Consider the following 23,323-nt stretch of genomic DNA (forward strand, 5'->3'; position numbering starts at 1 on the left):
TCCACTGTTGCAGAAGAAGAAGCGTGTGAACGGTGTACGGCGTGCCAGCCGCTCCGCCAGCTCGATCGAGCGGTCGTTGTAGTACAGGTTCGACGTGTGCATCAGCCGCGACGCCTGCTGGCTTATGGCTCCGACGAGCTTCGGATGCGCATGACCCACGGACAACACCGCGATGCCCGCACACAGATCGAGGAAGCTGCGACCCTCCACGTCCTGTACGCGGCAGCCCTTCCCCTGGGTAAGCACAAAGGGAGCTGGCCGGTAGTTGTCGAGGTGAGCTCGCTCGAAGGTAGCGATGAGTTGCTCATTGGTTACGCTAGGCATGAGTTCCCTGGCGATGGCTCATCAAAGGAAACGCGGTTCGTCAAAGGACATGCGGTTCGTCAAAGGACATAGCGGGCCAAGTCATCGCTGGCAAGAATGGGATCCAGGGTCTCGCGCACGGTTTCGGCACTGATCGATCGCTCACCGCAATCCAGATCCGACGCAGCAAACGACAGCTCCTCCAGCAACGCCTCCATGATGGTATGGAGACGGCGAGCACCGATGTTCTCCGCGCGCTCGTTCGCCTCTGCCGCATAGTCTGCGATCGCATTGACGGCCGAAGGCTCGAATTCAAGCGTGATGCCCTCCGTCTGGATGAGCGCGCTGTACTGCTTGGTCAACGCGTGCTTGGGCTCGGTGAGGATCCGTACGAAATCGGCCCGCTCCAGCGAGTCGAGCTCCACGCGGATGGGAAACCGTCCCTGCATTTCCGGAATGAGATCCGAGACTTTGGCGACGTGAAAGGCACCTGCCGCGATAAACAGAATGTGGTCGGTGCGCACCGGTCCGTGCTTGGTGGTGACGGTCGATCCCTCGACGATGGGTAGCAGGTCGCGCTGCACTCCTTCGCGTGAGACATCCGGTCCGCCGTGTGGCTGCTGGCGGCCTGCGATCTTGTCGATTTCGTCGAGAAACACGATGCCGTTTTGCTCGGTGCGAGCGATGGCGTCGCGCGTCACCTCGTCCATATCGATGAGCTTCTGCGCCTCTTCAGCCTGCAGGATCCGCTTGGCCTCGGGAACCTTCACCCTGCGGCGCTTCTTGCGCCCCCGCACGCCGGGCAGCTGCCCGAGCATATCCTTCAAGTTCAGCTCCATCTCCTCCATCCCGTGAGCGCCGAAGATGGTCATCAACGGGTTGGAGCTGTCGGTCACATCGAGCTCCAGGGTGCGCTCGTCGAGCTGGCCCGCCCGCAGCTGGGCCCGCACCCGCTCGGCCCGATCGGAGGGCACGGGCTCAGGAGGCTGAACCTGCCCCTGCGAAGAAACCAGGAACGGCCCCACCATGCGGGGTGAGCTTTCGACCGGAGCCGGCGGCGTCTCGGCCTCGGACTGGCACAAGAGCTCGACGAGCCGCTCTTCGGCATGGTCCTCGGCTCGTGCCTGCACGCTCTGGACTCGTTCGGTCCGCACCATCTGAATCGCGCGTTCCACCAAGTCCCGCAACATCGACTCCACGTCGCGGCCCACGTAGCCCACCTCGGTGAACTTCGAGGCTTCGACCTTGATGAAGGGCGCTTGGGCAAGCTTGGCCAAGCGCCGAGCGATCTCGGTCTTGCCCACACCCGTCGGACCGATCATGATGATGTTCTTGGGTGCGATCTCGTCCCGCAGCTCTTCGGGAACCTGCTGGCGGCGCCACCGGTTTCTGAGCGCGATCGCGACGGCTCGCTTGGCCTTGCCCTGTCCCACGATGTGGCGATCCAGCTCGCTCACGATCTCGCGCGGCGTCAAGTTAGGCAGGGGCGTGCTCATAGCTGTCATCGGGTAAGCTCCTCCACGACCACCGAGTTGTTGGTGTATACACAGATATCCGCGGCTACTTTGAGGGCCTCGCTCGCGATCTCCGCCGCGGGCATCGACGTGTGCAGCATCAGCGCGCGAGCCGCCGCCAGCGCGTACGGGCCTCCCGATCCGATGGCTACGACACCCTCATCGGGCTCGATGACGTCGCCCGTGCCGCTTATCAGCAAGGTCGCCTCCGCGTCCATCACCACGAGCATCGCTTCCAGGCGCCTCAGGTAGCGATCGGTACGCCACTCCTTGGCGAGCTCGACCGCTGCGCGCATGAGGCTGCGCCGGTACTCGTTGAGCTTCTGCTCGAACCGGTCGAGCAGCGTGAACGCATCGGCGCTCGCGCCGGCAAAGCCCGCGAGCACCTTGCCGTCCGCAATCGGTCGCACTTTGCGCGCCCGACCCTTGAGGATGGTTTGCCCCAAGGACACCTGTCCATCGCCCGCCATGACCGCCGAGCTGCCGCGGCGCACAGCAACCACCGTGGTCGAATGCAATCTCATGTGGACCTGCCATCACCGACGGATTGACCGCTGAATCGGCTCGAAGTCGGAGACCGGTGCAGGCTAAACCGCGGGCCCGATCTGTCAAGCTGCACAAACCATGCCCAGATCTTGTGCCTGGCCACGGGAGTCCTCGTTGGTTAGTGCCTCAAGTGGGGTCGCCGGCAAGGCTGGCCACGGACGCGCCGAGCTGAACTCGAATCTAGGAATCGACGTCGGTGTCGGTCCTCCGATGCCCGGTCATTCGGTCCAGGGGGTGGGCGCGGGAATATACCTCTTGAAGCCGGTCAAGCGTCACGTGGGTGTAGCGCTGGGTCGTGGACAAGCTCGAGTGGCCAAGAAACTCCTGGATAGCACGCAGATCAGCGCCCGCGTCGAGCAAGTGCGTGGCGCAGCTGTGGCGCAGGGCGTGCGGATGTAGATCACCACGGCCAGCCCCGTAGGCGCCGTAGTGACGCACGAGATGCTGCACCTGGCGCACCGAAAGGCGGCGCCCGAAGCGGCCCAAGAACAGCGCGGCCGGGTCCTGCTCGCCGCTGCGCGGGTGGCGCAAGGTCTCGCGGCCGCGCAAGTATTCCTCGAGCGCCCGGACGCACGGAGGGCCCAACGGCACGCGCCGCTCCTTGCTCCCCTTGCCCAGCACCTGCACGCACGCGGCAGCACCCAATTGCAGATCAACCAGGTTCACGCCCACGACCTCGCCAACGCGCAGACCGCCCCCGTACAGCAGCTCGAGCAAGGCCCGGTCGCGCGACCGCAGCACGGTCGAACCCGGTGCCTTCGCTGGCTGCTCCACGACGTCGAAAGCCTCCTGCACCGACAGGAACTTCGGCAGGCTGCGCGCGACCTTCGGCAGACGCAGCGCGGCCGCCGGATTATCTTGCTGCCCTTCCCGCAACTGCAGGAACCGATACAGTCCGCGTATCGCCGCAACCTTGCGGGCCACGGTCGCGGGCTGAACGCGGCCGAATACCGAAGCCAGGAACGCTCTGAGCTGCACCAAGCCGAGGCGACGCGCATCGCGCGGGTAATCGCGCTCCCGCACGAACTCACGCAGCGACTCGAGATCACGCCGGTAGGTCTGCACGGTGAGCAGGCTCACCCGCCGCTCGCGCTCGAGGTAGCGCACGAAACGCTCGATCTGTCCCTGAAGCGGATCGGCCCGGCGCGCCACGGTCCCAAATGCTACACGGCGCGCAACAGGGGCGCCAAGAAAAGCTACGACTTGGAAGGCAAGGGCGAAACGGATGGCTCCGGGCCAGCTTGCTTCTCGACTTTCGGCTTTCGCGAACGGTTGCTTGCTCGCACCGCAAGCTCGCGGGCCGCGCCGACGATGTCGAGCTCGGAAGGCAGCACCAGCTCCGCAGCGTCCCCCAGAGGGATGAACGACTCGTGGGCGGTCACCAGCCCCACCTTGACGTCGCTCAAGGCCGGATCGGTCGCCGCATGGCTCGCCAGCGTCTCGCCGACGTTGCCGGCACGCCGGCACTCATCCACGATCAGCAGCGCACCGGTTGCACGCGCATGCTCGCTGACGGCCTCGAGCGGCAAGGGAGCGAGCCAACGCAGATCGACGACTCGGCAGCGTATGGCTGCCTCGTCTCGCAGACGCCTTGCTGCCCGGCGCGACAAGCGAAGCCCGTTGCCGTAGCTCACGATGGTCAGGTCGCAGCCATCGGGTTCGTAGACGGCTGGCTCGCCGAGTCGTGCGGCATCGCCCGGCGGCGGAAATGCGCATTGGTAGGCGCGATCGCCGGCCTCGTAAAGATCGTGCTGGCCATAGAGCGCAATGGGCTCCAGGAATACCACGACGCGCCCATCCACGCGTGCCGCAGCGAAGCAGGTGCGCAGCAGGCGCACCGCGTCGGCGCCGTTGGAAGGACAGGCCAGGACCAGCCCGGGGATGTCCCTCAGCACCGCAAGGGAATTGTCGTTGTGAAAGTGCCCGCCAAAGCCCTTCTGGTAGCCCAGGCTGCCGATACGCACGACCATCGGATTGCGGAACTGGCCACGCGAGAAGAAACTCATCGTGGCCGCCTCGCCGCGCAGCTGGTCCTCCGCGTTGTGTACGAATGCGAGGTACTGAATCTCAGGCACCGGCAGCAGTCCCAAGCCGCCAGCGCCCTGAGCCAAACCGAGAATCGTGGTTTCGTCGAGCAGCGTATTGAAGACACGGCCGCCGCCCCAACGCTTCCAGAGTCCCGCCGTGACGTTGTAGACGCCGCCCTTTTCGGCGATGTCTTCACCGAACATCAGGCACTCGGGATACTTGGCCATCAGGTCGTGCAAAGCCCAATTGATGAGACGCGACAGCGGTGCCGGTTTCAGGTTCTCTGGCAGGAACGCCTCCTTGCCAAATGCCTGCAGCCGAGCGTTCCTGTAATCGCTGCGTGTGGCTTCGGCATGCACGCGCTCGGCGGAATGGGTCGCGACCGAGGCCATGATCTCTTGCGGGCTTGCTAGCTTGGGTCGCTTCGCCGCAGCATCAGCCGCCCGCTCGACCTTGCCGGCGATGTCCCGATCGAGCCGTTCGAGCTCGAGCGCGCTCATGATTCCACGCTCGAGCAGCAGAGCCGCGCCGCAGCAGATCGGATCGCGCCTGGCGGCCTGCTCGAGCTCTTCGCGCTTGCGGTACACGGTGTCGGGGTCCGCTCCGGAATGGCCAAGCAGGCGCGCGCAGCGCAGATGCAAGACCACGGGCCGGCGCCTGGTGCGGCACGTGTCGAACGCACACGATGCGGCCTCGAAAGCGGCCGCCAAGTCCCAGCCGTCCGCTGTGAAGTAGCAAAGCTCGCCAGCGGATCGCAGCAGATTGGAGACCCATTCGCGAGGCGTGCGCACCGAAATCCCGAGCCCGTTGTCTTCGCACACGAGCAGCAGGGGCAAGGGCAGGCCCTGGTAGGTTACCCAGCGCATGGCATTGAGCGCCGTGGTCGCGCTCGCATGATTCAGCGACGCATCGCCGAGACTGCAAACAACCAGCGCGTCTTTGGGTACCGGCCCGCGTGGCAGATGCGGAGCGACGCCCATCTTGTGGGCTCGATCGATGCATAACGCGGTTCCGACGGCCTTGGGCAGGTGACTCGCAACCGTGCTGGTCTGTGGCGGAATATCGAGCTCGACGCTGCCGAACACCTTGTGGCGTCCCCCCGCAATGGGATCGTCCCGAGAAGCGGTGAGCCCGAGCACCACGGCCTCGACCGGATCGACCTCCGGCGCCTTGCGGGCACGTTCGACGAACAGCGCCCCGCTGCGGTAATGGAGCAGCGCCGGATCGCCCGCACGCAGCAGCCTGCCAACGACCGCGTTGCCTTCGTGGCCGGCGCTGGTGATAGTGTAGTAGCCTTCGTTGCGGGCGCGCAATTCGCAAGCCATGCGGTCCAAGTGCCGTGCCGTCAATTGCGAGACGAAGAGCTCCCGGGCAGCGCGCGCGGTAAGCCGGGAGCCCTCGAAGGGCGTGTGCTCCCCGGGCACCGCTTCGCCAGGCGGCACGTCCCGGTGCTGCTCCGCCAGGACTCCAAGCCGCTCCCCCAACCAAGCTAGCCGCTCCAAGGACATGGGGGTTCGCACCCTTCAGCTGGGAGCAGCTGCTGTCACCCTTGACGTCATTGAAATCCCAAACATTGTAGCTATTGTACACGTTTCGCAGCGCCGGTGCTGCCCGGCCTCATGTCCCAGCCCGCAAGCTGCCGGCGAATACTCTCCCACATCGAATCCGAGAGCTGTTGGAATCCGGATCGTTCGAGCTCCAGGCCTGCTGGCCGCCACCAAAGGACACACAACGAGCATGCCATTGTCAGGAGTGGATTTCTTGGAGCTCGACGACGAGCTCAGCGATGAGCAGAAGCTCGTGCGAGAGAACGTCCGGCGCTTCGTCGACCGGGAGGTCATGCCTGGAATCGTGGCTCATTACAACGCAGGCACGTTCCCCCTGGATCTGATCCTCAAGTTCGGGGAGCTCGGTTTGCTGGGGGCGAACTTGCGCGGCTACGGCTGCGCAGAAATGGATGACGTGGCCTACGGGCTCGTGATGCAGGAGCTCGAACGGGGTGACTCCGGGATTCGGTCGTTCTGTTCGGTACAGGGGGCGCTGTGCATGTATCCGATCTACGCGTTCGGCTCCACGGCACAAAAGGAGCGCTGGCTGCCAGCCATGGCACGTGGTGAGGTCGTGGGCTGCTTTGGGCTGACCGAACCGGACTTTGGCTCGAATCCCCTCGGAATGCTGACCACGGCGACGCGACTCGGCTCGGGCGGCTACCGGCTGAACGGCTCGAAGCGCTGGATTACCAACGGCAACATCGCGCAGCTTGCGGTGGTTTGGGCGAAGCTCGAGGGCGAGGTGAGGGGCTTTTTGGTGCCGACGAACGCCCCTGGATTCCGCGCGGAGCTGATCAAGGACAAATTCTCGTTGCGCGCCAGCGTGACGAGCGAGCTCATCCTGCAGGACGTGGAGGTCGGGCCCGAAGCGTTGCTCGAAGGCGTACGAGGCATGAAGGGACCGCTTTCTTGCCTCAACCAGGCGCGCGCCGGGATCGCTTGCGGCGCTGTGGGAGCTGCCATGGCCTGCTACGAAGCGGCGCTCGAGTACGCAAAAACCAGGATTCAGTTCTCGCGCGCGATCGCGGGCTACCAGCTCGTGCAGCAGAAGCTCGTGTACATGGTGACCGAAATAGCCAAGGCCCAGTGCTTGGCTCTGCGGCTGATGCGGTTGAAGGGCGACGGCAAGCTCAAGCCGGTTCAAGTGTCCCTGGCGAAGCGCAACAACGTAGCGATCGCCTTGGAATGCGCGCGGCTTGCCCGCGATATCCTGGGTGCGAACGGCATCATGTACGAGTATCCGATCGCCCGGCACATGCTGAACCTCGAGTCGGTCTACACCTACGAGGGAACCCACGACATCCACACCCTGATCGTGGGTAAGGAGATCACCGGGTTAGCTGCCTTCGAGTGATGGCTGCGCCTTCAGGCGGTGGTGTGGGCGCTCAGTCTGGGACGGGCCCCAGGGGAGCCTCGCGAAACTGGGCGCTGGGGTGTCCCTCGTTGGTCACGGTTACAAGCACCCTGCCCTCCGCGTCCGTGTTCGCCCGCCAGCGGTAGACCTGAGCCGAAAAGGCCTCCGCGGCAAAACGGCGTCGCCCCAGGACGAAGCGCCGCTGCGGCCGGTACACCAGGTAGCGGTGCTCCTCCACACCCTCGAGGCAGCTGCGCCTCTCCTCGGCCACGCTCAAGCGCGCACCGATCTCGCGGCGCTCGACCTCCCGAAAGGGACAAGTCTCCGGATCATGAGCGAGCTCCGTACGAACGATGAAAGCGAACACCGCTACCGGCGTAACGATGGCGGGCACTGCAAGAGCGATCCGCACCCAGCGGGGAGGCACGAGACGCATGAGACCCAAGCGCTCTGCAAGCGTGGGTATTTCTGAATCGGCACCGCTCACAGCGGCCCCAAGCGGGACTCGGCGGAGGCCGGCGCCGTTCGCGACATCGGTTTCGCTTGGACGCCTTCGAGCCATCGGTCCAGCGCGCTGCGTGCGCGCTCGACCAAGACCTGCCGTCGCTGCGCACGGCCGCGAGGAGGCTTCACCCCGTCCCGCACATCGAGCGGAGGAAACATGCTCCAAACCACGTTGGAGGGCTGATACGACGAGGTCGCTCGCTCCAGATGCCGCAGCAGCGCGCCCAGCGCGGTAACGGGCGGAGGACGACCTGCCTCGGGCTGGCCGTTCAGCTTGGAGGCCAACATGATACCGAGGCAGAACCCGGTCGCCGCGCTCTCGACGTAACCCTCCACGCCGGTGACTTGCCCGGCCAGGTACACTCCGGCAGCGCCGCGCAGCTGCAGCCCATCATCCAGGGCAAGCGGCGCGTTCACGAAGGTGTTGCGGTGCACGCTGCCGAAACGCTCGAAGACGGCGCTCTCCAACCCCGGTACCATCGAAAACACCCTCCGCTGCTCGCCCCGAGTCATGCGGGTTTGGCACCCAACCAGGCTCCACTCGGTTGCGTCGGCGTCCTCTTGACGGAGCTGCAGCACGGCAAAGGGACGTCGCCCGGTTCGCGGATCGACCAGCCCTACCGGTTTGAGCGGCCCGTAGCACAGCGTGAGCGGTCCGCGCTCGGCCATGGTCTCCAGGGGAAGACAACCCTCGAAGTACCTGACGCTCTCGAACCCGTGCGGCTGCACCTTGTCGGCGGCGCGCACCCGATTCACGAACGCGTGATACTGGACCTCGTTCAGGGGGCAGTTGACGTAGGCCGCGTCCTCGCCCTTGCCGTACCTGGAAGCCCGAAACACGCGCTGCCAGTCGATCGAGTCCGCGCGTACGATAGGGGAGATGGCATCGTAGTACGCGAGCTGCTTGGCCTCGAGGACGCGTTCTAGATCCTCGGCGAGCGCGCCTGCCGTGAGCGGCCCGGTCGCGAGGACCACCGGCCGCCCGTCAGGTATTCGCTCGACGATCGAGGCTTGGACGCGAATGCAGGGGTGGCTCCTGATGCGTTGCGTGACGCCACGCGAAAAGCGCTCGCGGTCGACAGCCAGGGCGCCACCTGCCGGTACCCGGCAGCGGTCGGCCGCGCCGATGATCAGCGAGCCCGCGCGACGCATCTCCTCCTTGAGCAGCCCTACCGCATTGGTCACCGCCAGAGCGCGAAAGGAGTTCGAGCACACGAGCTCCGCGAAACCATCACTCCGGTGCGCCGGGCTACGCGCGACAGGCTTCTGCTCCATCAAGGTCACCCCGACCCCTCGCTCGGCCAGCTGAAACGCACACTCGCTGCCCGCCAAACCCGCCCCCACGATGGCCACATTGGGCTGTCGAAAGCAGCGACCGCCGTAAGGGTGCCTCGTCATCGCCCGTACCGTAGCAGCATCCCGGAGCGGTCGCCGCCTCCTCGCCGCCGGCGCGTCAAACCGTCGATGCCGCAATTGGGGGGCCAGGCTCGGTTCTCCGGTAGCCGCCGGCTGCGACCTGCTCCACGGTACCCAGCAAAGTCAGCTCGAGAAGCGTGCGCAGCACCTCGGCTGCGCTCAAGCCCGTTCGCCGTGCAATCTCGTCTGGATGCAGGGGGCGCACTTCGAGCTGCTTCAGCACGACCGACTGCAACCCTGGCAAGCGCTGGCCCGAGCCTTCGCGGCAGCCTCCCGAGCGCTTCTTTGGCTGGGGCACCTCGCTGTCGCGTCCCTGTGCCGCGGTTCGCCGCCGATCGGAAGGCCCCGATGCTCCCGCTGAGGGGCGCCCGGCCGCCAACCTCGGGCTCGAGGCCGGATCCTGCTGCAGCGACAACGCGCTCAAGATGTCCGTTGCGCTCGCGCAAGGCCGGGCGCCGAGCCCCAGCAGCGACAAGCATCCGGCGGCCCGGATGTCCCAGGGACTTCCAGGCACTGCGAAGACGGGACGCTTCAGCCGCACGGCCCAACGCGCGGTCGACAGTGCGCCCGACCGGAGTGGGGCCTGCACCACCACCACGACCTTGGCCAGCGCCGCCACAATCCGGTTACGCTTCAGGAAATAGCCAGGCCGCGCGGGCGCGTGGTCGAACTCGCTGACCAGCGCGCCCCGCGAGGCGATTCGAGCGAAGAGTCTCGCGTGCTCTCGGGGATAGGCGCTTCGCAAGCCCGTGGCCAGCACGGCTACCGTGGGCGCTCCCTGCTCCAGCGCACCTCGGTGTGCCGCAGCGTCTATTCCGAGCGCCCCGCCGGACACGATCGCACAGCCCGAGGCTCCCAAGGAGCGCGCGAGCTGTCGCGTGAAGTCCACTGCCTCTTCATCCGCGGCACGCGTCCCCACGATCGCGACGGCTCTCTCAAGGGAGGGCAGCTCGCCTGCGATGATGAGCCGCTGCGGGCGGCTCGGAAGCTCCTCGATGCCGGCAGGCCAGCGGCGCGAAGCGGCGGTGACGATGAGCGGAGCTGCCGGCAGGGGGATGGGCGCATCGGTAGGCATGGTTCACCCGTGGGGTAGGCATGGTTCACCCGTGGCAGGTCTCGGGACAGAGCGAACGCCCGGGCTCGAGTTCCATCGACCTTCCATTGGGTTATCGGCCTGAACGGCTACCCGGTTGCGGGCCACGCCCGCTGGGTTGGCGGTCAGCGCTCTGGGCCGTCCGACCTTGGTCCCCGGGAGGCGTCTTCGCCGGCTTCGCCTTGGGCCGCGGTCTTGGCTGGACGCCAGCGTAGAATGCGCCGCGGCCAGCCCATGCTCGCGTCAGCCTGGCAGGCTCGCCACTGCGTGCGAAGAAAACTGCGAGCCGTCAACACGAGCCAGCTGGGCGGCCGGGCCTCGCTTCCCTGCCAGGTGCCGCACCGTACCCTGCCCGTAGCCAGGCGGACGCTCATCGAGGTCTGCCACATCTCGACCGGCGTGTAGAGGCTGACCGCGTAGCGGATCTGGTCACGGGATTGCGCCACGAGCTCGAGCACAACGCGGGCGCCGTGGGAAGGATGCAAGGCGTCGTGACTCTACCGAAACAGGCGCGGCCCGGAGCCCAGAGTCAGGCCGGTCTTGGCCGGTCGCCTCGCAGCCGGCGATGCCGGAGCCACTGTGGCCGGAGCGACCGAAGGAACAGGCGCCGGGCGGGTTGGGGGACCTGGGCGCGGGGCCGTCCCTATGACCACCGGCCTCGATCCGCCGAGCGCTGGTGGCTGCCCTGGTGCGAGCGCGGTCCCCGAAGGCAGCGCTGCGGCCGCCGGCGAGCCCAGCGCAGAAGAGTGTCCAGGCATGGGAGCGGTCCCTGCAGGCAGCGCAACGGAACGCGACGAGTCGGGCAGCGGAGGTTGCGCAAGCTCCGCCGTGGCGAAGGCTGCGTCGGCAAGGCCCGCATCCGGTTGCTGCGGTCTTGGCACAGCCACGAGCTCCGTCCCCTGCAACTCGACCGCACCTCCATCGGGCAGCAGATAGGCGCCGACCTCCTTGTCGAACTTGGGCACGGGAAACGCCAGGGGCTGCTCCGTCTCACCTCGAATGCGACCCTCCAGCACGTTGACGATCAGGGGTTGCTCGAGCTCGAATTCGTAGCCCCCCTGCTCGATCACCAGCGGGTAGATCTGTTCCTCGTATTCGAGCTCCTTCTCGTAGATCACCTTTGCCTGCCCAAGACGCTTGTGAGGCCGATGCGCCAGCACGAACGACATGAGACGCACAGCGATGTGGTTGTGCAGTCGATGGCAGCCGTGCGAGTGACGGCGCATGATGCTCATGTAGTCGACCGAACCGTGGGTTCGGATGCCCTCGTCGATACCTTCGCGTATGTCCCCATCCCGGGTCCTCATGAACTTGAGGTGGTAAGCCGCCACCAGACCGTAGGCAGACGCATAGCTGGGGCCGGTCTCATGGTAGTTGACCTCGAACTTGGGCTCCTCGGCCTTGCGCTTCTCTCGGCGCCTCAGCAGTTCCCTCGGGGGGGTGCTATCGGGCGGAAACCATACCGGTGCTGCTACGATTCGCTTCCACATGCGCTCACCGACAGGAGACTCCTTGTATTTCCACCAAACTACGCCGTCGATGAACTCGCTGCGCCAGCCGCCTATCGTCGTGCCATAGCGAGCAAGCGGGATCATCTGACCCTCGTACTCGGTGAACACCGTGACGCGTGGACGACGCTGAACGGGTTGGGACTTCTGTTTACCATCCACCGTGAAAGGAAAGTCGTACCAGACGTCGCCCCGGTCGTAGATCAGCGTCAGGCTCATGTTGCCGTCGTAGTACTCGGGCAGATCCGGAGCCTTGAAAGCGAGCAGACGCTGCTTGTCCTTTTCCAGCGCGCCGAGCCCTTCAAGCCAAGCGAGCGTCGACTCGGGCGTGTGGAGACCAAACGCACGCACGATGGCCTCTCTGAGCTGCTGTTCCAGGTTGGGGATCTCGAAGTCCTCACCGCCTACCCCCTTGAAGGTCCGGGGCTGGCCATCCCGCAGCGTGCTGGTGCTACCGTCCTCGATGACGCCAGCCGCATGAAGTGCTCGCTCCGTCAGCACGCGCAGCACGCCCTCGCGTTCCGCCTCCACGGAGGTCATGCGCAAGACCCGCAGCGAATCCTTGCCGATGAAGCCCCAGCCGTAGACCCGATGCCTGCGCTCGAACTCCGCCAAGGCGTTGTGGGTGGGCCAGTCGAGCCCACCGCGGACATAGCGCTTGATACCCCGGAAGTAACCCTCGCACTTGAGTCTACGCTGCGTCGCGAGCACGGCGTGGTAACGTGAGGCCTGGCGCCGATAGCGCCGCACCCGGTCCTTGTCGCGCCAGTTGAGACGTGCCTGGTCGATCTCGTCGATGGACTTGGTGCCCTGCTGGCGCATGACACCCTTGACGAACTTCTTCAGATAGAAGTAATCGCTCACCTGCCGTCGGGCGTACTCGTTACTGCGGTACGTGACGAAGTCGTCGGTGAAGTCCTGCAACGGTTGCAGGTCGAGATCCTGGGCGCACTTGAGGCGAGTCGTCGCCCTGAAGCGCTTCCGCAGCACCGAAAGCGTCGGCATGATGCCGTACAGCTCGAGGTACTTGTCCTTGCGCGCACGCTCGCCGTGGTGGTTGTCGGGCCAGCGGCCATGCGCAAGCTCCAGGTAGGTCTTGCGGTAGCTGTTGGGAGCCGGATTGCCTTCGGTATCGACCCCATCGGTGAAGATGTAAGGCGTCCATTCCTCGCCGATATCGAGCACGAGGTAGCTGTTGACGCTGGCGGTTGCCGCGTCGATCATCTTGGTTTGCCTGCCGACCGCCCACAACGGCACCGGCTGGGCCATGGGAGGCGGACGCTGGTCGACCGTCCTATCCTGCGCATGGGGATGCGGAGTCGGCTTGGGCGGCGGCGGAGGCGCCGGCCGGGTATCGGGTGGCGAAGTGTGCTCGCCACAGCCTGCGCCAAGGACGCTTGCAGCAAGGGTCAGGGCCATCAGGCCGCGTACGAAAAGGGCACGCATGCTACAACGAACTTTGGACAGATCGTCCTCCGCGGCAAGTTTTCAGGCGCCAACAACCTTTACGTCGGTGCTGGGCAGTACCCAATGCATACCACGCGGGGTTGCTGGCGCTAAGCTGGGCCGCGACAAGATGCGCGACAGGCGACCACAGTGTAGGTGCTGCCCGTCCCGAAACTCCGGACCGAGCATGGCGTAGCGCCGCGGGGTCGGATGGCGTGCCGGCGAACCGAGAAAATGCAGCGAGGGCGGTTGGAATCGAGCAGGGTCGAGCGCGAGACGACGCGGCAGACGGCCCCGCGCCGCAAGCCAGGCGACGGGAGTGAGTTTTGGAACGGGCACTAGGTAAGTCTGGCAAGGCTCCAACGCCCAGAACGGCGCTGCGGCTCGCCACTGAACGTCGCGCTGCCGCAACGAGGTTGGGCTGCGACCCGAGAGGACGAAAGCGGCTATGGCGCCATTCTCCACGGGGATTACGCTGAAAGGCGCCAGGTCGTGCCCGCTGGCGAATCCAGCAGCTCGATGCCCTTGGCGAGCAGCTGCGCCCGCAGGGAGTCGGCCTGCTTGAAGTCGCGCGAGCTGCGCGCTGCCGCCCGCGCGGCGATTTGTTCCTGCACCCAGCAGGGGTCGATGCCGCGAGCCTGCGCTCGCCGGTCGCGTATGCGGGAAAGGACGGAGTCCGGCACCTGCCCGCCCAGACCCAACCGGGCCGACAGGGCGGCAAACCCGGCGCGCGCCGCTTCGAGCTCCGATGCACTGACCTTGGTGCTCCCCTGGCAAGCGTGGTCACAAAGGTCGTTGACCGCCTTCAGGAAGCAGGCCAGGTGAGCCAGCGCGACCGGCAGGTTCAAGTCTTGATCCAGAGCGTCCGAAATCCGCTCGCTGAAGCCGACCAGGTTGGGCGGGGGCGATCTGCCGGCGTCTACACGGCCTTCCGGCAGCGCGTCGAGCCTGCGGCGGGTCCGGTACAAATACTCCAGGCGCTGCTCCGCCTCCTCAAACAACGGGAAACGGCTGATCTGACCGCTCTCATCCACCTCCCAGTCGAGATTGAGGGGAGCGCGGTAGTGCGCCGTGAGCATGGCGTAGCGCACGGCCTCGGGCTCGACGAGCCTGAAGATCTGCCGCGCCGTGAAGAAGTTGCCGAGGCTTTTGGACATCTTCTCCTTGTTGACCTGGAGAAAGCCGTTGTGCATCCAGCAAGTCACGAAGCGCTGACCAGTGGCGCACTCGCTTTGCGCGAGCTCGTTTTCGTGATGGGGAAACACCAAATCCAGACCGCCACCGTGCAGATCGAAGGATTCCCCAAGGTAGTGCATGCTCATCGCGGAGCACTCGATGTGCCAGCCAGGTCGACCCGCGCCCCAGGGGCTGGGCCAGCTGGGTTCTCCTGGCTCCGCGCGTTTCCACAAAGCAAAGTCGGCAGGGTGCTTCTTGCGTGCGCACTCCTCCGGGCGCGTGCGCCCGCTGGCGCCCGCTTCGACGTCGGCCAGCGGCTGTCTCGACAGCTTCCCGTAGGCCGCGCACGCCGGAACGTGAAAATACACGTCGCCCTCGGACACGTATGCGACGCCAGCGGCCAGCAAGCTCTCAACGAGCGCCCGAATCTGGTCGATGTGCTCGCTCACCCGGGGTTCGATATCGGGCTCGAGATTGCCTGCCCGACGGAGATCTTCTTCGTATGCCTTGCGGAAGCGTTCGGCTAACCGCGTCGGGTCCTCACCTAGGGCAGTGGCACGAGCGATGATCCGGTCGTCGACGTCGGTGACGTTGCGCACGTAGGTGACGTTCTGACCGCTGGCCCGCAGGTGACGTACGAGCACGTCGTAGATCACGTAGCAGCGGATGTGGCCGAGGTGAGGGTAGTCGTAGACCGTCGGTCCACACACGTAAATGCGTACATGGCCCGGCTCCGAGGGTTCAAGGCTTTGCTCGCAACCGGCGAGCGTGTTGTACAGACGCATCAGGTCGCTCGACTTGCATAGTAGCCCGACAACAGGACTGCCCGAGAACAGGACGCCCCCCGAGCGTAGCCCACGAGACCGCAATGCCCAAATTCGCCGGAGGGCTAGTACCGCTTGCCAGGGATTGTGATCGATTGGCGTCGAGGGCTGGCGATCGCTGGCAAGGCGCACTGCAGGCCCCAACCAACCAGGATTCCTGTGGCGAGGCACTAGTGTCCTGTATCCGTGATTAGGTGCACGAGTCGGCGAGCAACTGGCAAGCTCGGGTCATCGAATCGACGCTCGCCGCCAGGGTGCGGGGCGACCGTCGTAGGTCCATGGCGCGCCCGAGGCCACGAGGATCTCGCGCGTGAACTCGTCTTGGTCGGCCACCTCAAGAGCATGCTCGGGCCGAGGCGCAATGCTGGCCACCCAGCCGAGCTCTCGGTCCTGATCGAGCCGCGAGGCTCGCTGCCAGCAGCGACGGTCGCGCAGGAGAAACACGATAGCGCTGGCGCTCAACACCGCGAGCAGCAGCACGTGCTCCTGCAGCCAAGGCCTGCCTGTTCGGGCCCAGCTTACCAGCGCGATCCCGAGGCAGGCGTAGGTCACCAGCGTCGACCACGGCAGCCGCTTCATGTCGCTGATCGCCCCGCGCAGCTCCTGCGCCTCGGCCCGGCTTAGCGGCCTCCTCTTCACCTCTGTGCCCGGCTGGGGCTCCAGCGGAGCGTCAGGCGGGAGGTCGGACAGGAAGATGGCGCGAGGTACCGTCGCCGCGCGACCCACGGCCAAGCGCAGCCAATCCCACACCGGCCGGCCGTTGGCGGCAAGCAAGATCCCCGACGTCGGGAGCACCTCGAGCCGCTGCCGACCCGCGCAGCCGGGGCGCAGGATGCCCAACCTGGAGAGGCGAATCAGATCTCGATCGCCGAATTCCTCGTGCAGATCGAAGGGATCCAGCGATTCCAGGGACCCCTCGAAACCGGCAACGCGGCCGCCATCCAGGTCATGCCGCAACGCGCGTACGCGGGTGAACAGGTCCTTGGCCCGCAGGATGAGCAGCGGGACGGCCACCGCCATGACGCTGAAGTAGACCAGCGTGAAGCGCTTGGGGTCGGCCAGCTCGGGCAACCATCGCAGCGCAACCAGTGCCGCCAGCACCACCACGGGAACAGCACATAGACTGAGCAGGCCTATCAGCGACAGCTTGCGGGCTCGCTGGTGCAGGCGCTCGAGCTCCGGCGGCTCGAGCGGCCGCGTGTCAGCGTGCCCAAGACCGGCACACCATTGCTGGACGTCGGATGCGTACACGAGCAGTCGAGAGCTCAGGCGTCGGCCGCGGGGGCCAGGGTCAACCTCCTTCCTTGGGATCTAGCATTCCCGGGCCTGGCTTCCAAGGGAGACAGTAGACTATATGTATTATATAGATAAAAAGGAAATTCTGTAACAGGAGACGCACGCACTGCCGGCCCCCGGACTGGCGCTGCCCGCGCAGCACACCTACAATGGGATGAAACTCGCTGGTTCGCCCGCACCAGCCTTGTCGGAGAGAGCACGTGCCACATTTTGGAATGGGAGAGCTGGTAATCATCCTGATGCTGTGTTTGCTTGTCTTCGGCGCGGCTCGCTTGCCACAAATCGGGGAAGGCATGGGCAAGGCGATTCGCAATTTCAAGCGCAGCTTCAGCGGTGACGACGAGGTCGACGTCACCCCGACCGACCGGCAGGTGCAGGACGAGTCCGCCGCCAAGCCCGTCGGAAGGGGCGCGCGAGACGCCGAGGTCGCCGAGCACAAGAGCTAGTTCCCCTTCAAAACGGCGCCAGAGCGGCTTTCGTCCTCAGACCGAAGCTCGCTCCGGCATCCATTTCTGAACGGGAACGGGCGTTTTTCGCGATGGGTATTGGCTGGTCCGCAGGGGCGGGTTTCGCGGACCACCCATCAAGATGGTCAACCGGCCCAGCTGTCGATTGACAGCTGGGGTGGTGCAGACGACCATGCGCCATCATCACGCCGCGCCCCCGCGATGCTGCAACGAGAGGTGTTCACCCGATGGCGAAGTCCAAACAGCGTACTGGGCTCGAGAGCGCAACCGTGCTGGTGGCCGATGACGATCTGGAGATCCTCAGCCTCATACGCCAACACCTAGCCCAGCTCGGTACGCACGTGCTCGAGACCAGCGACGGGGAGGAAGCCCTCGAATTGGTGGCGCAGCAAAAACCGGACCTGGTACTGCTGGATGTCATGATGCCCGGTCGCTCCGGGTGGGAGATCTGCAAGGCCATCCGCGAGAGCCTTGATCTTGGGGATATCGGCGTCATCATGCTCACCGGTATCGGAGCCAACCTCAACGCGATGACGTCGCCGCTCTACGGTGCCGACGCTTTCCTAGACAAGCCGTTTGACCTGCATGCGCTCGAGCGCACCATGCGCCAGGTGTTGGCCAGCCGGCGGGCAGGCGAGTAGAGTGCGTGTGCCACCCGCGCGCCGAGGGTGCCCAGCATGAGGGGCGAATGCCACGCAGCTTCGTGAGGGCTCATGTCGGATGGCTGGTCCTGGCCGTGCTTGCCGCGTGCCAGAAGCAGAGCTCCGGGACCGAACCAGCACAGGCCAAGCCCGCCGCCTCGGGCGAAGAGCGCGTGCACGGACTCACCAAGGAGCAAGCGTCCCAACCGCTGGCGGAAATGGGCGACGCCGTCATCACGCTAGGCGAGTTCGCCGAACGCCTGGCTTCGCAGTCCCCCTATATCCGCGCCCGCTACGCGAGCGTTGAACGCCGCAAGGAGTTCCTCCGCGACATGGTTCGCTTTGAGCTCCTTGCCGCAGAGGCGCGCCGAAGGGGCTACGACCAGCACGATTCCGTCAAGCGGCTGCGCCGCCAGATGATGGTGCAGCAGATGATGAAGGACCGGTTCGAGACCAGCGTCAAGCTCTCGGACATCAAAGACACGCAGATCGAGGACTACTACCGGAGCAACCAGCAGGAGTTCCACAAACCGGAACAGGTGCGCGCTAGCCATATTCTCCTCAAGGACAAGCGTGCGGCAAGCAGGGTGCTGCGAAAGGTGCAGACGAAACCAACCGATATGGCCTTGTGGCGCACCTTGGCCGCCAAGCACAGCAAGGACGTTGACAGCCGCGAGCGCGGTGGGGACCTGCGGTTTTTCTCCCGCCCACAGCAGAGAGCAGCCAGCGAGCCGCTCGTCCCCGCAGCGGTCGCCGATGCCGCGTTCGAGTTGAAACAGAAAGGCGACGTGCACCCGACCCTGATCAAGTCCGCGCAGGGTTACCACATCGTCAAGCTGACAGCTCGTCGGCCGGCCCTGCGGCGAAGTCTCGAAGACGCGCGCAGGCTCATCCAAAACCGTCTCTGGCGCAAGCTGCGCGAAGAGAAGATACAGACGTACGTCGCAGAGTTGCGCAAGAAGGCAAAGGTGCGGGAGCACCTTGAAGTGCTTCGGGACGTCCGAGTCGATGACGCGCAAGCCGCCACGACTGCAGGCAACCAAACCGCGTCGGAGGACTTTCGACCGGGGACGGGCGCACGGGTGCACGAGCCCCAAAAGGCCCGCTCGCCCCAAAAGAAGAAGCAGGACACCAGATGAAGCCGATGATGCGAATTGCGGCCGTTGCCATCGGTCTCGCGTGCGCGCTCGCCGCCGGCGGCGCGCATGGCGAAGTAATCGAGCGCGTGGTTGCTGTGGTCAACGAAGACGCGGTTCTGCTGTCGGAGCTGCGCACCAAGGCCGCGCCGTTCACTGCGGAGGCCATGAAGGCTGCGACCGAAGTCGAGCGCATGGCCCAAATCGATCGCATCTACAAGGGCCTGCTAGACAGGCTCGTGGACGAGCGACTCATGGAGCAGACCGCCCGCGACATGCGCGTGAATGTAACGGCGGAAGAGGTGGGCCGAGCGATCACCACGATGCGGGAACAGAACTCCCTGGCCGAAGACGCTTTCTGGAAGGCCGTGCGAGGCACGGGTATGTCCAAGCATCAGTACAAGAACGACGTGCGCCGGCAGCTGATGCGGCTCAAGGTGATCAACCAGCGCGTGCGGGGCAAGATCAACGTGAGCGAAGCTGCTGTCCGCGAGCGATACGATACGCAGCTGCGAGCCGCGAGACGCACACTGCGCTTTCACGCCAAACACGTCTTCTTTGCGGTGCCGGACCATGCAACGGCAACTGTGGTCGCGGCCACAAAACGCCGAGCGGAGAACGTGCGCGCGACGATCGATGCCGCCGGGTTCGATGCCGCCGTGAAGAGACACGGTGGCGGCGATCTGGGTTGGCTGAGCCAGGGCGATCTGCCCGACACGCTGGAGGAAGCGCTCCTCACGCTGGAGCCAGGGCAGATCAGCCCCGTTGTGCGAGGGCCATCCGGCCTTCACATCTTTCTGCTCCGGGAGCGACAGCGTGGCTCCGAAGCGCTCCCGCCGTTCGAGCAGGCTCGAGTGCCCATCCAGCGCGAGCTGCTCGAGACTGCCATGGCTCGGCAAGAACGCGCGTTTGTCGAGGAAATGCGACGCAAGGCCGTGATCGAAATCAGACTCTAGCACCGTCATGTAGCTAGCGTCGCGCGCCCACGGAGGCTAGCTTTGAGCGGAGGCCCTATGCTCGCCAGATCAGAAGCCAGGATCCTTTCGGTTGCCACTGCCCTGGCTGTGAGCATTGCGCTGGCGGTGAGTATTGCGCTGGCGGTGGGCATCGCGCTGGCGGTGAGCGCTTGCGGCGGCCTGGAAACACGCAACGGCGGCGGCTCCAGAGACGTCCTGAAGGTCGAGGATATCGACCCGTCCTTCGCTCCCACGGCCTGGGCTGCCATCGAGCGCCACCGGCCGTTTTGGCTGAACACCAGGGGCCACAATTCCCTGACCCAGACACCTGTGATCGTCTATGCGGATGGCGTCAAGACCTTGAACCCGAACTACCTGCGCGACACGCAGATCGAAGGGGTCAGGGAGCTGCGCTTCGTGAGCCCAGCCGAAGCCACCACACTCTGGGGCACCGGCCACGCATCCGGCGCCATCGAAGTGATGACCCGCTAGTACCGCTTGCCAGGGGATTGTGATCGATCGGCGTCGAGGGCTGTCGGTCGCTGGCAAGGCGCACCGACGATGACTGCGGTTCATTTCGATGCTGTGCAGAACCGCGGCCTCGTGCCCGGCTCCGAACTTCCGGACCGAGCATGACGCAGCACCGCGGAGTTGGATAGCGTGCACGCCCTGCATCAACGCGTGCACGACATGCACGAGGTGACCTGTACCGTGCCAGCGCGAGTACCGTGCGGGACAGGTGTGGGCCGGCGCCGAGCGCCTGTCAGGCCCATCTGACCGCATAGGAAAGGGCTGGCATGGCCCCTGCATCAGACGGGCGCTGCCTAACACGACGTGCTGCCTCCGGCAGCGGCTGGGTGACCACCGGTCCTTCGTGGGAAGGCGTAAAGGAGTAAGGACATGCAATGGATGAAAGGGCAACAACCAATCAATAGACCTGGTTGGTTGAAGATCTGGCGGCACGTGGTGTGTGCTGCGCTTATCGCGGGCTCGGCCGGAGCACTAGGCTGCACGGCAGCCGTCGACGGCAGAATCTCGGACGAGGAACTCGGTGTGGCAAGGCAGCCCTTCAGGGTGACATGGTGGTTGGATCGGACCGTGATGCAGCGGGCACATTCCACTGTGACCATCTGTCTCTATGGTTCCGGTATGACAAGGGCCAATCGAGTGGGCCGCGAGTGGATGCTCAGGCAGGCGTTCGACGTCTGGTTCAGGGCCGCCGAGGGCGCGTCTACGGTACCTCTAACCAGACGAAACGACATACGTTTCCGCTGCCGGCAGCAACATCTGAACGTGAATTGGTCCAATGTTGACGGCCGCGCTTTCGCGCTTCCAACGCGATGGCCGAATGAGATCTACCTATATTCCCGGAACGGCTATGCGACAGTGCTTCACGAAGTAGGCCACGTGCTCAGCCTCGGTGACACTTACTGGGAGGGAGTTTGGGGGGATTGTCAGCCTGGCCAGCTAGATTCAGTGATGTGCGGCGGCTATAGCACCCTGCAGCCTGACGACGTCTACGGAATCCGTGAGGCCTACTGCGCCACCTTCCCCGATCATTGCAATCGTCTCTGGCGCAACGGAGTCGGCTTCTGCAGGTTAGGTGGGCTGTACGCAGGCGACTTCAACGGGGACGGTGCTGATGACCTGCTGTGCGACGGCGGACTGCGTTCAAGCAGCGCCATGGAAGTTTATTTGGCGAACCGTCGCGGCCAGTTCGACGGTACCGACTGGAGCGGGCTATCCGGCTGGTGCACCGGCGAGATTCATACCGGAGATTTCAATGGAGATGGTAACGACGACATACTCTGTAACAACACGCGTAATGGACACAAGTCTATCGTCTATGCAAACGCGTCTGGGCAGTTCTCCAGAGCGAGGCAGTGGAACGCTCCGCTGGGGTGGTGTTACCGCCGAGACGAGCTTCATATCGGAGACTTCAATGGAGATGGTAACGACGACATGCTCTGCACCAACACGCGCAATGGACACAAGTATATCCTTTATGCGGATGCCGCTGGTCGGTTCTCTAGAAGAAACCAGTGGAACGCTCCGCTGGGGTGGTGTTACCGCCGAGACGAGCTTCATATCGGAGACTTCAATAGAGATGGCCACGACGACATGCTTTGCCACGATCCCGACCATGGTAACAAGTGGATCACGCTTGCGAGGCGCGACGGCTCGTTCGGAAGGCAGGACTGGTCACACATCATGGGCTTCTGCTACGGAAATGCCCCCCTGTATGTCGGTGACTTCAACAACGACGATCGGGACGATATGGCGTGCCTTGGCTGGAGCGGGACCAGCTCGATCTCTCTCGCAGATGTTGACGGCGAGTTCGATGGTGTTCAGCGGCAGTGGGAGTTCAACTGGTGCAATGATCCAGGGAACGCGGTGATAGGCGACTTCGACGGCAACGGATCCGACGATTTGCTCTGCAGGCGAGGCGAGAACTTCGAAATTCGCTATCAGTATCGATAAGAGCAAGCAATGCCAATCCAAGAACACTGCTTCAAGCAGGACACCACGAAACAGCCACGCTTGCCGTTCAAGTCGGCTGGGCCACGGCCTGCTCACGGAGTCGTAATGCTGAAATCGGCGATGTGCAGACTGCCGTGGCTCATACCGAGGGGAACCAGCGTCTTGCGCTTCTCCCTGATCATCACACTCAGGTGAAGGGAGAGTCGGACGGGAGTGCGCAAGTCCGGCGGCACCACGATAGTGACGACGTCGCGCACGATCTGGCCGGGCTGCCACTCCGAGGTGTGGTAGCTGCCACGAACTGGATAGTGGCGCCCGCCAAACTCGCGAGGCAGCGAATGGCCCGGCGGTGCTTTGAAGTCCAGCAGAAAGAACAGACGCTCGCGCATGCGGCCCTCCACCCGGTAAAAAAATTCGAGCCGGATGCGGTCGCCCGGCTTCAACCGGGTCCCGCTCAGGTCGTATCCGAGCAGGGTGAAGCGCCCGGGATAGCGAACGTCCATGTGCCGGTCGAGGCGTGCCGGCGGAGCGGACAGCACGTGCTGGCGCAGGATCTGCCTGCGGCGGTGCGCGCCCAGGCCTTGGCGCGCCATGAACGATCGCAGCATCCCAAGCAGCTGTGTTGCCCGCCCTCTCCTGGTGTCCGACAGATCTGTCTGCTCGGAGGGGTCCCGCCGCAGATCGTACAGCTGGTACGCGTCCTGTCGCACCCACCAGATGAGCTTGTCGTTGCCGAGCCGCATCGCTTTCTGGTCGAACGGCAGGGAGCCACCGGGCAAGAGCTCGCTGAAGATCGCGCGCGGCTCGGACGACGCTTGCGCGCCCGCCATCAGGGGCACGAGACTGCGAGCATATCCTTTTCGAGGCATGCCGATGCCCGCGAGATTGAGCAGCGTCGGATACAGGTCCATGAGCGCGACCGGCGTGCGCACCACGCGGGGTGCGAAACCCGGCGCACGCACCATCAGAAGCGACCGCAGCTCCTCCTCGAAGAGGGTGTAGCTGTGGCCGAAAGAGCCGTGCTCCCCAAAGGCCTCGCCATGGTCCGAAGCGATCCAAACCACGGTGTTTGACGCGACCGGAA

20 protein-coding genes are annotated in these 23,323 nt (G+C 64.8%); 7 read left to right on the top strand and 13 right to left on the bottom strand.

The genetic code is table 11. From position 1 onward, the window contains the following. The 5 genes from MJD61_02165 to MJD61_02185 all read right to left on the bottom strand — a co-directional run. The coding region (locus MJD61_02165) for an aminotransferase class III-fold pyridoxal phosphate-dependent enzyme (protein ID MCG8554084.1) at positions 1 to 324 on the bottom strand (324 nt) is incomplete at its 3' end. A 59-nt stretch (positions 325 to 383) separates the two neighbouring features. Then, on the bottom strand, positions 384 to 1,808 hold the full coding sequence (gene hslU, locus MJD61_02170; protein ID MCG8554085.1) for an ATP-dependent protease ATPase subunit HslU: 1,425 nt from the start codon (positions 1,806 to 1,808) through the stop codon (positions 384 to 386). After that, the gene (gene hslV, locus MJD61_02175) at positions 1,805 to 2,341 is read right to left on the bottom strand and encodes an ATP-dependent protease subunit HslV (GenBank protein ID MCG8554086.1); all 537 of its coding nucleotides are present in this window, start codon (positions 2,339 to 2,341) and stop codon (positions 1,805 to 1,807) included. Before hslV ends, hslU begins: the two co-directional genes overlap by 4 nt. 202 nt (positions 2,342 to 2,543) lie before the next feature. After that, a complete protein-coding gene (locus tag MJD61_02180) occupies positions 2,544 to 3,515 on the bottom strand; it encodes a tyrosine-type recombinase/integrase (protein ID MCG8554087.1) in 972 nt (323 codons plus the stop codon). A 44-nt stretch (positions 3,516 to 3,559) separates the two neighbouring features. Then, positions 3,560 to 5,899: a thiamine pyrophosphate-dependent enzyme gene (locus MJD61_02185; protein ID MCG8554088.1), complete on the bottom strand. Its 2,340-nt coding sequence runs from the start codon at positions 5,897 to 5,899 to the stop codon at positions 3,560 to 3,562. 229 nt (positions 5,900 to 6,128) lie between these two features. Here MJD61_02185 and MJD61_02190 point away from each other — a divergent pair, with 229 nt between their 5' ends. Beyond that, the gene (locus MJD61_02190) at positions 6,129 to 7,295 is read left to right on the top strand and encodes an acyl-CoA dehydrogenase family protein (protein ID MCG8554089.1); all 1,167 of its coding nucleotides are present in this window, start codon (positions 6,129 to 6,131) and stop codon (positions 7,293 to 7,295) included. Positions 7,296 to 7,326: 31 nt separating this feature from the next. On the opposite strand, the gene MJD61_02195 is transcribed toward MJD61_02190, so the two are convergent. The 7 genes from MJD61_02195 to MJD61_02225 form a co-directional block, all read right to left on the bottom strand. Next, positions 7,327 to 7,782, bottom strand: a complete 456-nt coding sequence (locus tag MJD61_02195) for a hypothetical protein (GenBank protein MCG8554090.1) — start codon at positions 7,780 to 7,782, stop codon at positions 7,327 to 7,329. Beyond that, entirely contained in the window at positions 7,779 to 9,197 is a 1,419-nt protein-coding gene (gene trmFO, locus MJD61_02200; GenBank protein MCG8554091.1) for a methylenetetrahydrofolate--tRNA-(uracil(54)-C(5))-methyltransferase (FADH(2)-oxidizing) TrmFO, read from the bottom strand. Before trmFO ends, MJD61_02195 begins: the two co-directional genes overlap by 4 nt. 55 nt (positions 9,198 to 9,252) lie before the next feature. Further along, positions 9,253 to 10,290 carry a DNA-processing protein DprA gene (gene dprA / locus MJD61_02205; GenBank protein ID MCG8554092.1) on the bottom strand — a complete coding sequence of 346 codons (1,038 nt, stop codon included), beginning with the start codon at positions 10,288 to 10,290 and terminating at the stop codon, positions 9,253 to 9,255. A gap of 143 nt (positions 10,291 to 10,433) precedes the next feature. Further along, positions 10,434 to 10,793 (bottom strand): hypothetical protein, encoded by a 360-nt coding sequence (locus tag MJD61_02210; protein MCG8554093.1) that lies wholly within the window; start codon positions 10,791 to 10,793, stop codon positions 10,434 to 10,436. A 12-nt stretch (positions 10,794 to 10,805) separates the two neighbouring features. Next, positions 10,806 to 13,262 carry a hypothetical protein gene (locus MJD61_02215; GenBank protein ID MCG8554094.1) on the bottom strand — a complete coding sequence of 819 codons (2,457 nt, stop codon included), beginning with the start codon at positions 13,260 to 13,262 and terminating at the stop codon, positions 10,806 to 10,808. A 470-nt stretch (positions 13,263 to 13,732) separates the two neighbouring features. Continuing rightward, entirely contained in the window at positions 13,733 to 15,223 is a 1,491-nt protein-coding gene (gene cysS, locus MJD61_02220) for a cysteine--tRNA ligase (GenBank protein MCG8554095.1), read from the bottom strand. 267 nt (positions 15,224 to 15,490) lie between these two features. Then, positions 15,491 to 16,513, bottom strand: a complete 1,023-nt coding sequence (locus MJD61_02225; GenBank protein MCG8554096.1) for a hypothetical protein — start codon at positions 16,511 to 16,513, stop codon at positions 15,491 to 15,493. 260 nt (positions 16,514 to 16,773) lie between these two features. Here MJD61_02225 and MJD61_02230 point away from each other — a divergent pair, with 260 nt between their 5' ends. From MJD61_02230 to MJD61_02255, 6 genes are all read left to right on the top strand, one after another. Continuing rightward, the gene (locus MJD61_02230) at positions 16,774 to 17,004 is read left to right on the top strand and encodes a twin-arginine translocase TatA/TatE family subunit (protein MCG8554097.1); all 231 of its coding nucleotides are present in this window, start codon (positions 16,774 to 16,776) and stop codon (positions 17,002 to 17,004) included. A 248-nt stretch (positions 17,005 to 17,252) separates the two neighbouring features. Then, positions 17,253 to 17,666 (top strand): response regulator, encoded by a 414-nt coding sequence (locus MJD61_02235; protein ID MCG8554098.1) that lies wholly within the window; start codon positions 17,253 to 17,255, stop codon positions 17,664 to 17,666. A gap of 47 nt (positions 17,667 to 17,713) precedes the next feature. Then, on the top strand, positions 17,714 to 18,805 hold the full coding sequence (locus MJD61_02240; protein MCG8554099.1) for a peptidyl-prolyl cis-trans isomerase: 1,092 nt from the start codon (positions 17,714 to 17,716) through the stop codon (positions 18,803 to 18,805). Next, the gene (locus MJD61_02245; GenBank protein ID MCG8554100.1) at positions 18,802 to 19,758 is read left to right on the top strand and encodes a SurA N-terminal domain-containing protein; all 957 of its coding nucleotides are present in this window, start codon (positions 18,802 to 18,804) and stop codon (positions 19,756 to 19,758) included. Before MJD61_02240 ends, MJD61_02245 begins: the two co-directional genes overlap by 4 nt. 57 nt (positions 19,759 to 19,815) lie before the next feature. Next, on the top strand, positions 19,816 to 20,250 hold the full coding sequence (locus MJD61_02250; GenBank protein MCG8554101.1) for a hypothetical protein: 435 nt from the start codon (positions 19,816 to 19,818) through the stop codon (positions 20,248 to 20,250). 408 nt (positions 20,251 to 20,658) lie between these two features. Beyond that, a complete protein-coding gene (locus MJD61_02255; GenBank protein MCG8554102.1) occupies positions 20,659 to 22,239 on the top strand; it encodes an FG-GAP-like repeat-containing protein in 1,581 nt (526 codons plus the stop codon). Between the two features lie 92 nt (positions 22,240 to 22,331). Here the strand turns inward: MJD61_02255 and MJD61_02260 are convergent. Beyond that, positions 22,332 to 23,323 (bottom strand): sulfatase-like hydrolase/transferase (locus MJD61_02260; GenBank protein MCG8554103.1); only part of this gene is annotated, 992 nt, incomplete at its 5' end.

It is taken from the genome of Pseudomonadota bacterium, from assembly GCA_022361155.1.
Classification (GTDB): Bacteria; Myxococcota_A; Polyangia; order Polyangiales; family JAKSBK01; genus JAKSBK01.

Coding starts and splice junctions, on each gene's coding strand:
- MJD61_02250 (MCG8554101.1), top strand. CDS start 19,816: ATGCTCGCCAGATCAGAAGCCAGGATCCTTTCGGTTGCCACTGCCCTG.
- MJD61_02255 (MCG8554102.1), top strand. CDS start 20,659: ATGCAATGGATGAAAGGGCAACAACCAATCAATAGACCTGGTTGGTTG.
- MJD61_02245 (MCG8554100.1), top strand. CDS start 18,802: ATGAAGCCGATGATGCGAATTGCGGCCGTTGCCATCGGTCTCGCGTGC.
- MJD61_02240 (MCG8554099.1), top strand. CDS start 17,714: ATGCCACGCAGCTTCGTGAGGGCTCATGTCGGATGGCTGGTCCTGGCC.
- hslV (MCG8554086.1), bottom strand. CDS start 2,341: ATGAGATTGCATTCGACCACGGTGGTTGCTGTGCGCCGCGGCAGCTCG.
- dprA (MCG8554092.1), bottom strand. CDS start 10,290: ATGCCTACCGATGCGCCCATCCCCCTGCCGGCAGCTCCGCTCATCGTC.
- cysS (MCG8554095.1), bottom strand. CDS start 15,223: ATGCGTCTGTACAACACGCTCGCCGGTTGCGAGCAAAGCCTTGAACCC.
- MJD61_02235 (MCG8554098.1), top strand. CDS start 17,253: ATGGCGAAGTCCAAACAGCGTACTGGGCTCGAGAGCGCAACCGTGCTG.
- MJD61_02185 (MCG8554088.1), bottom strand. CDS start 5,899: ATGTCCTTGGAGCGGCTAGCTTGGTTGGGGGAGCGGCTTGGAGTCCTG.
- MJD61_02230 (MCG8554097.1), top strand. CDS start 16,774: ATGGGAGAGCTGGTAATCATCCTGATGCTGTGTTTGCTTGTCTTCGGC.
- MJD61_02215 (MCG8554094.1), bottom strand. CDS start 13,262: ATGCGTGCCCTTTTCGTACGCGGCCTGATGGCCCTGACCCTTGCTGCA.
- MJD61_02190 (MCG8554089.1), top strand. CDS start 6,129: ATGCCATTGTCAGGAGTGGATTTCTTGGAGCTCGACGACGAGCTCAGC.
- trmFO (MCG8554091.1), bottom strand. CDS start 9,197: ATGACGAGGCACCCTTACGGCGGTCGCTGCTTTCGACAGCCCAATGTG.
- hslU (MCG8554085.1), bottom strand. CDS start 1,808: ATGACAGCTATGAGCACGCCCCTGCCTAACTTGACGCCGCGCGAGATC.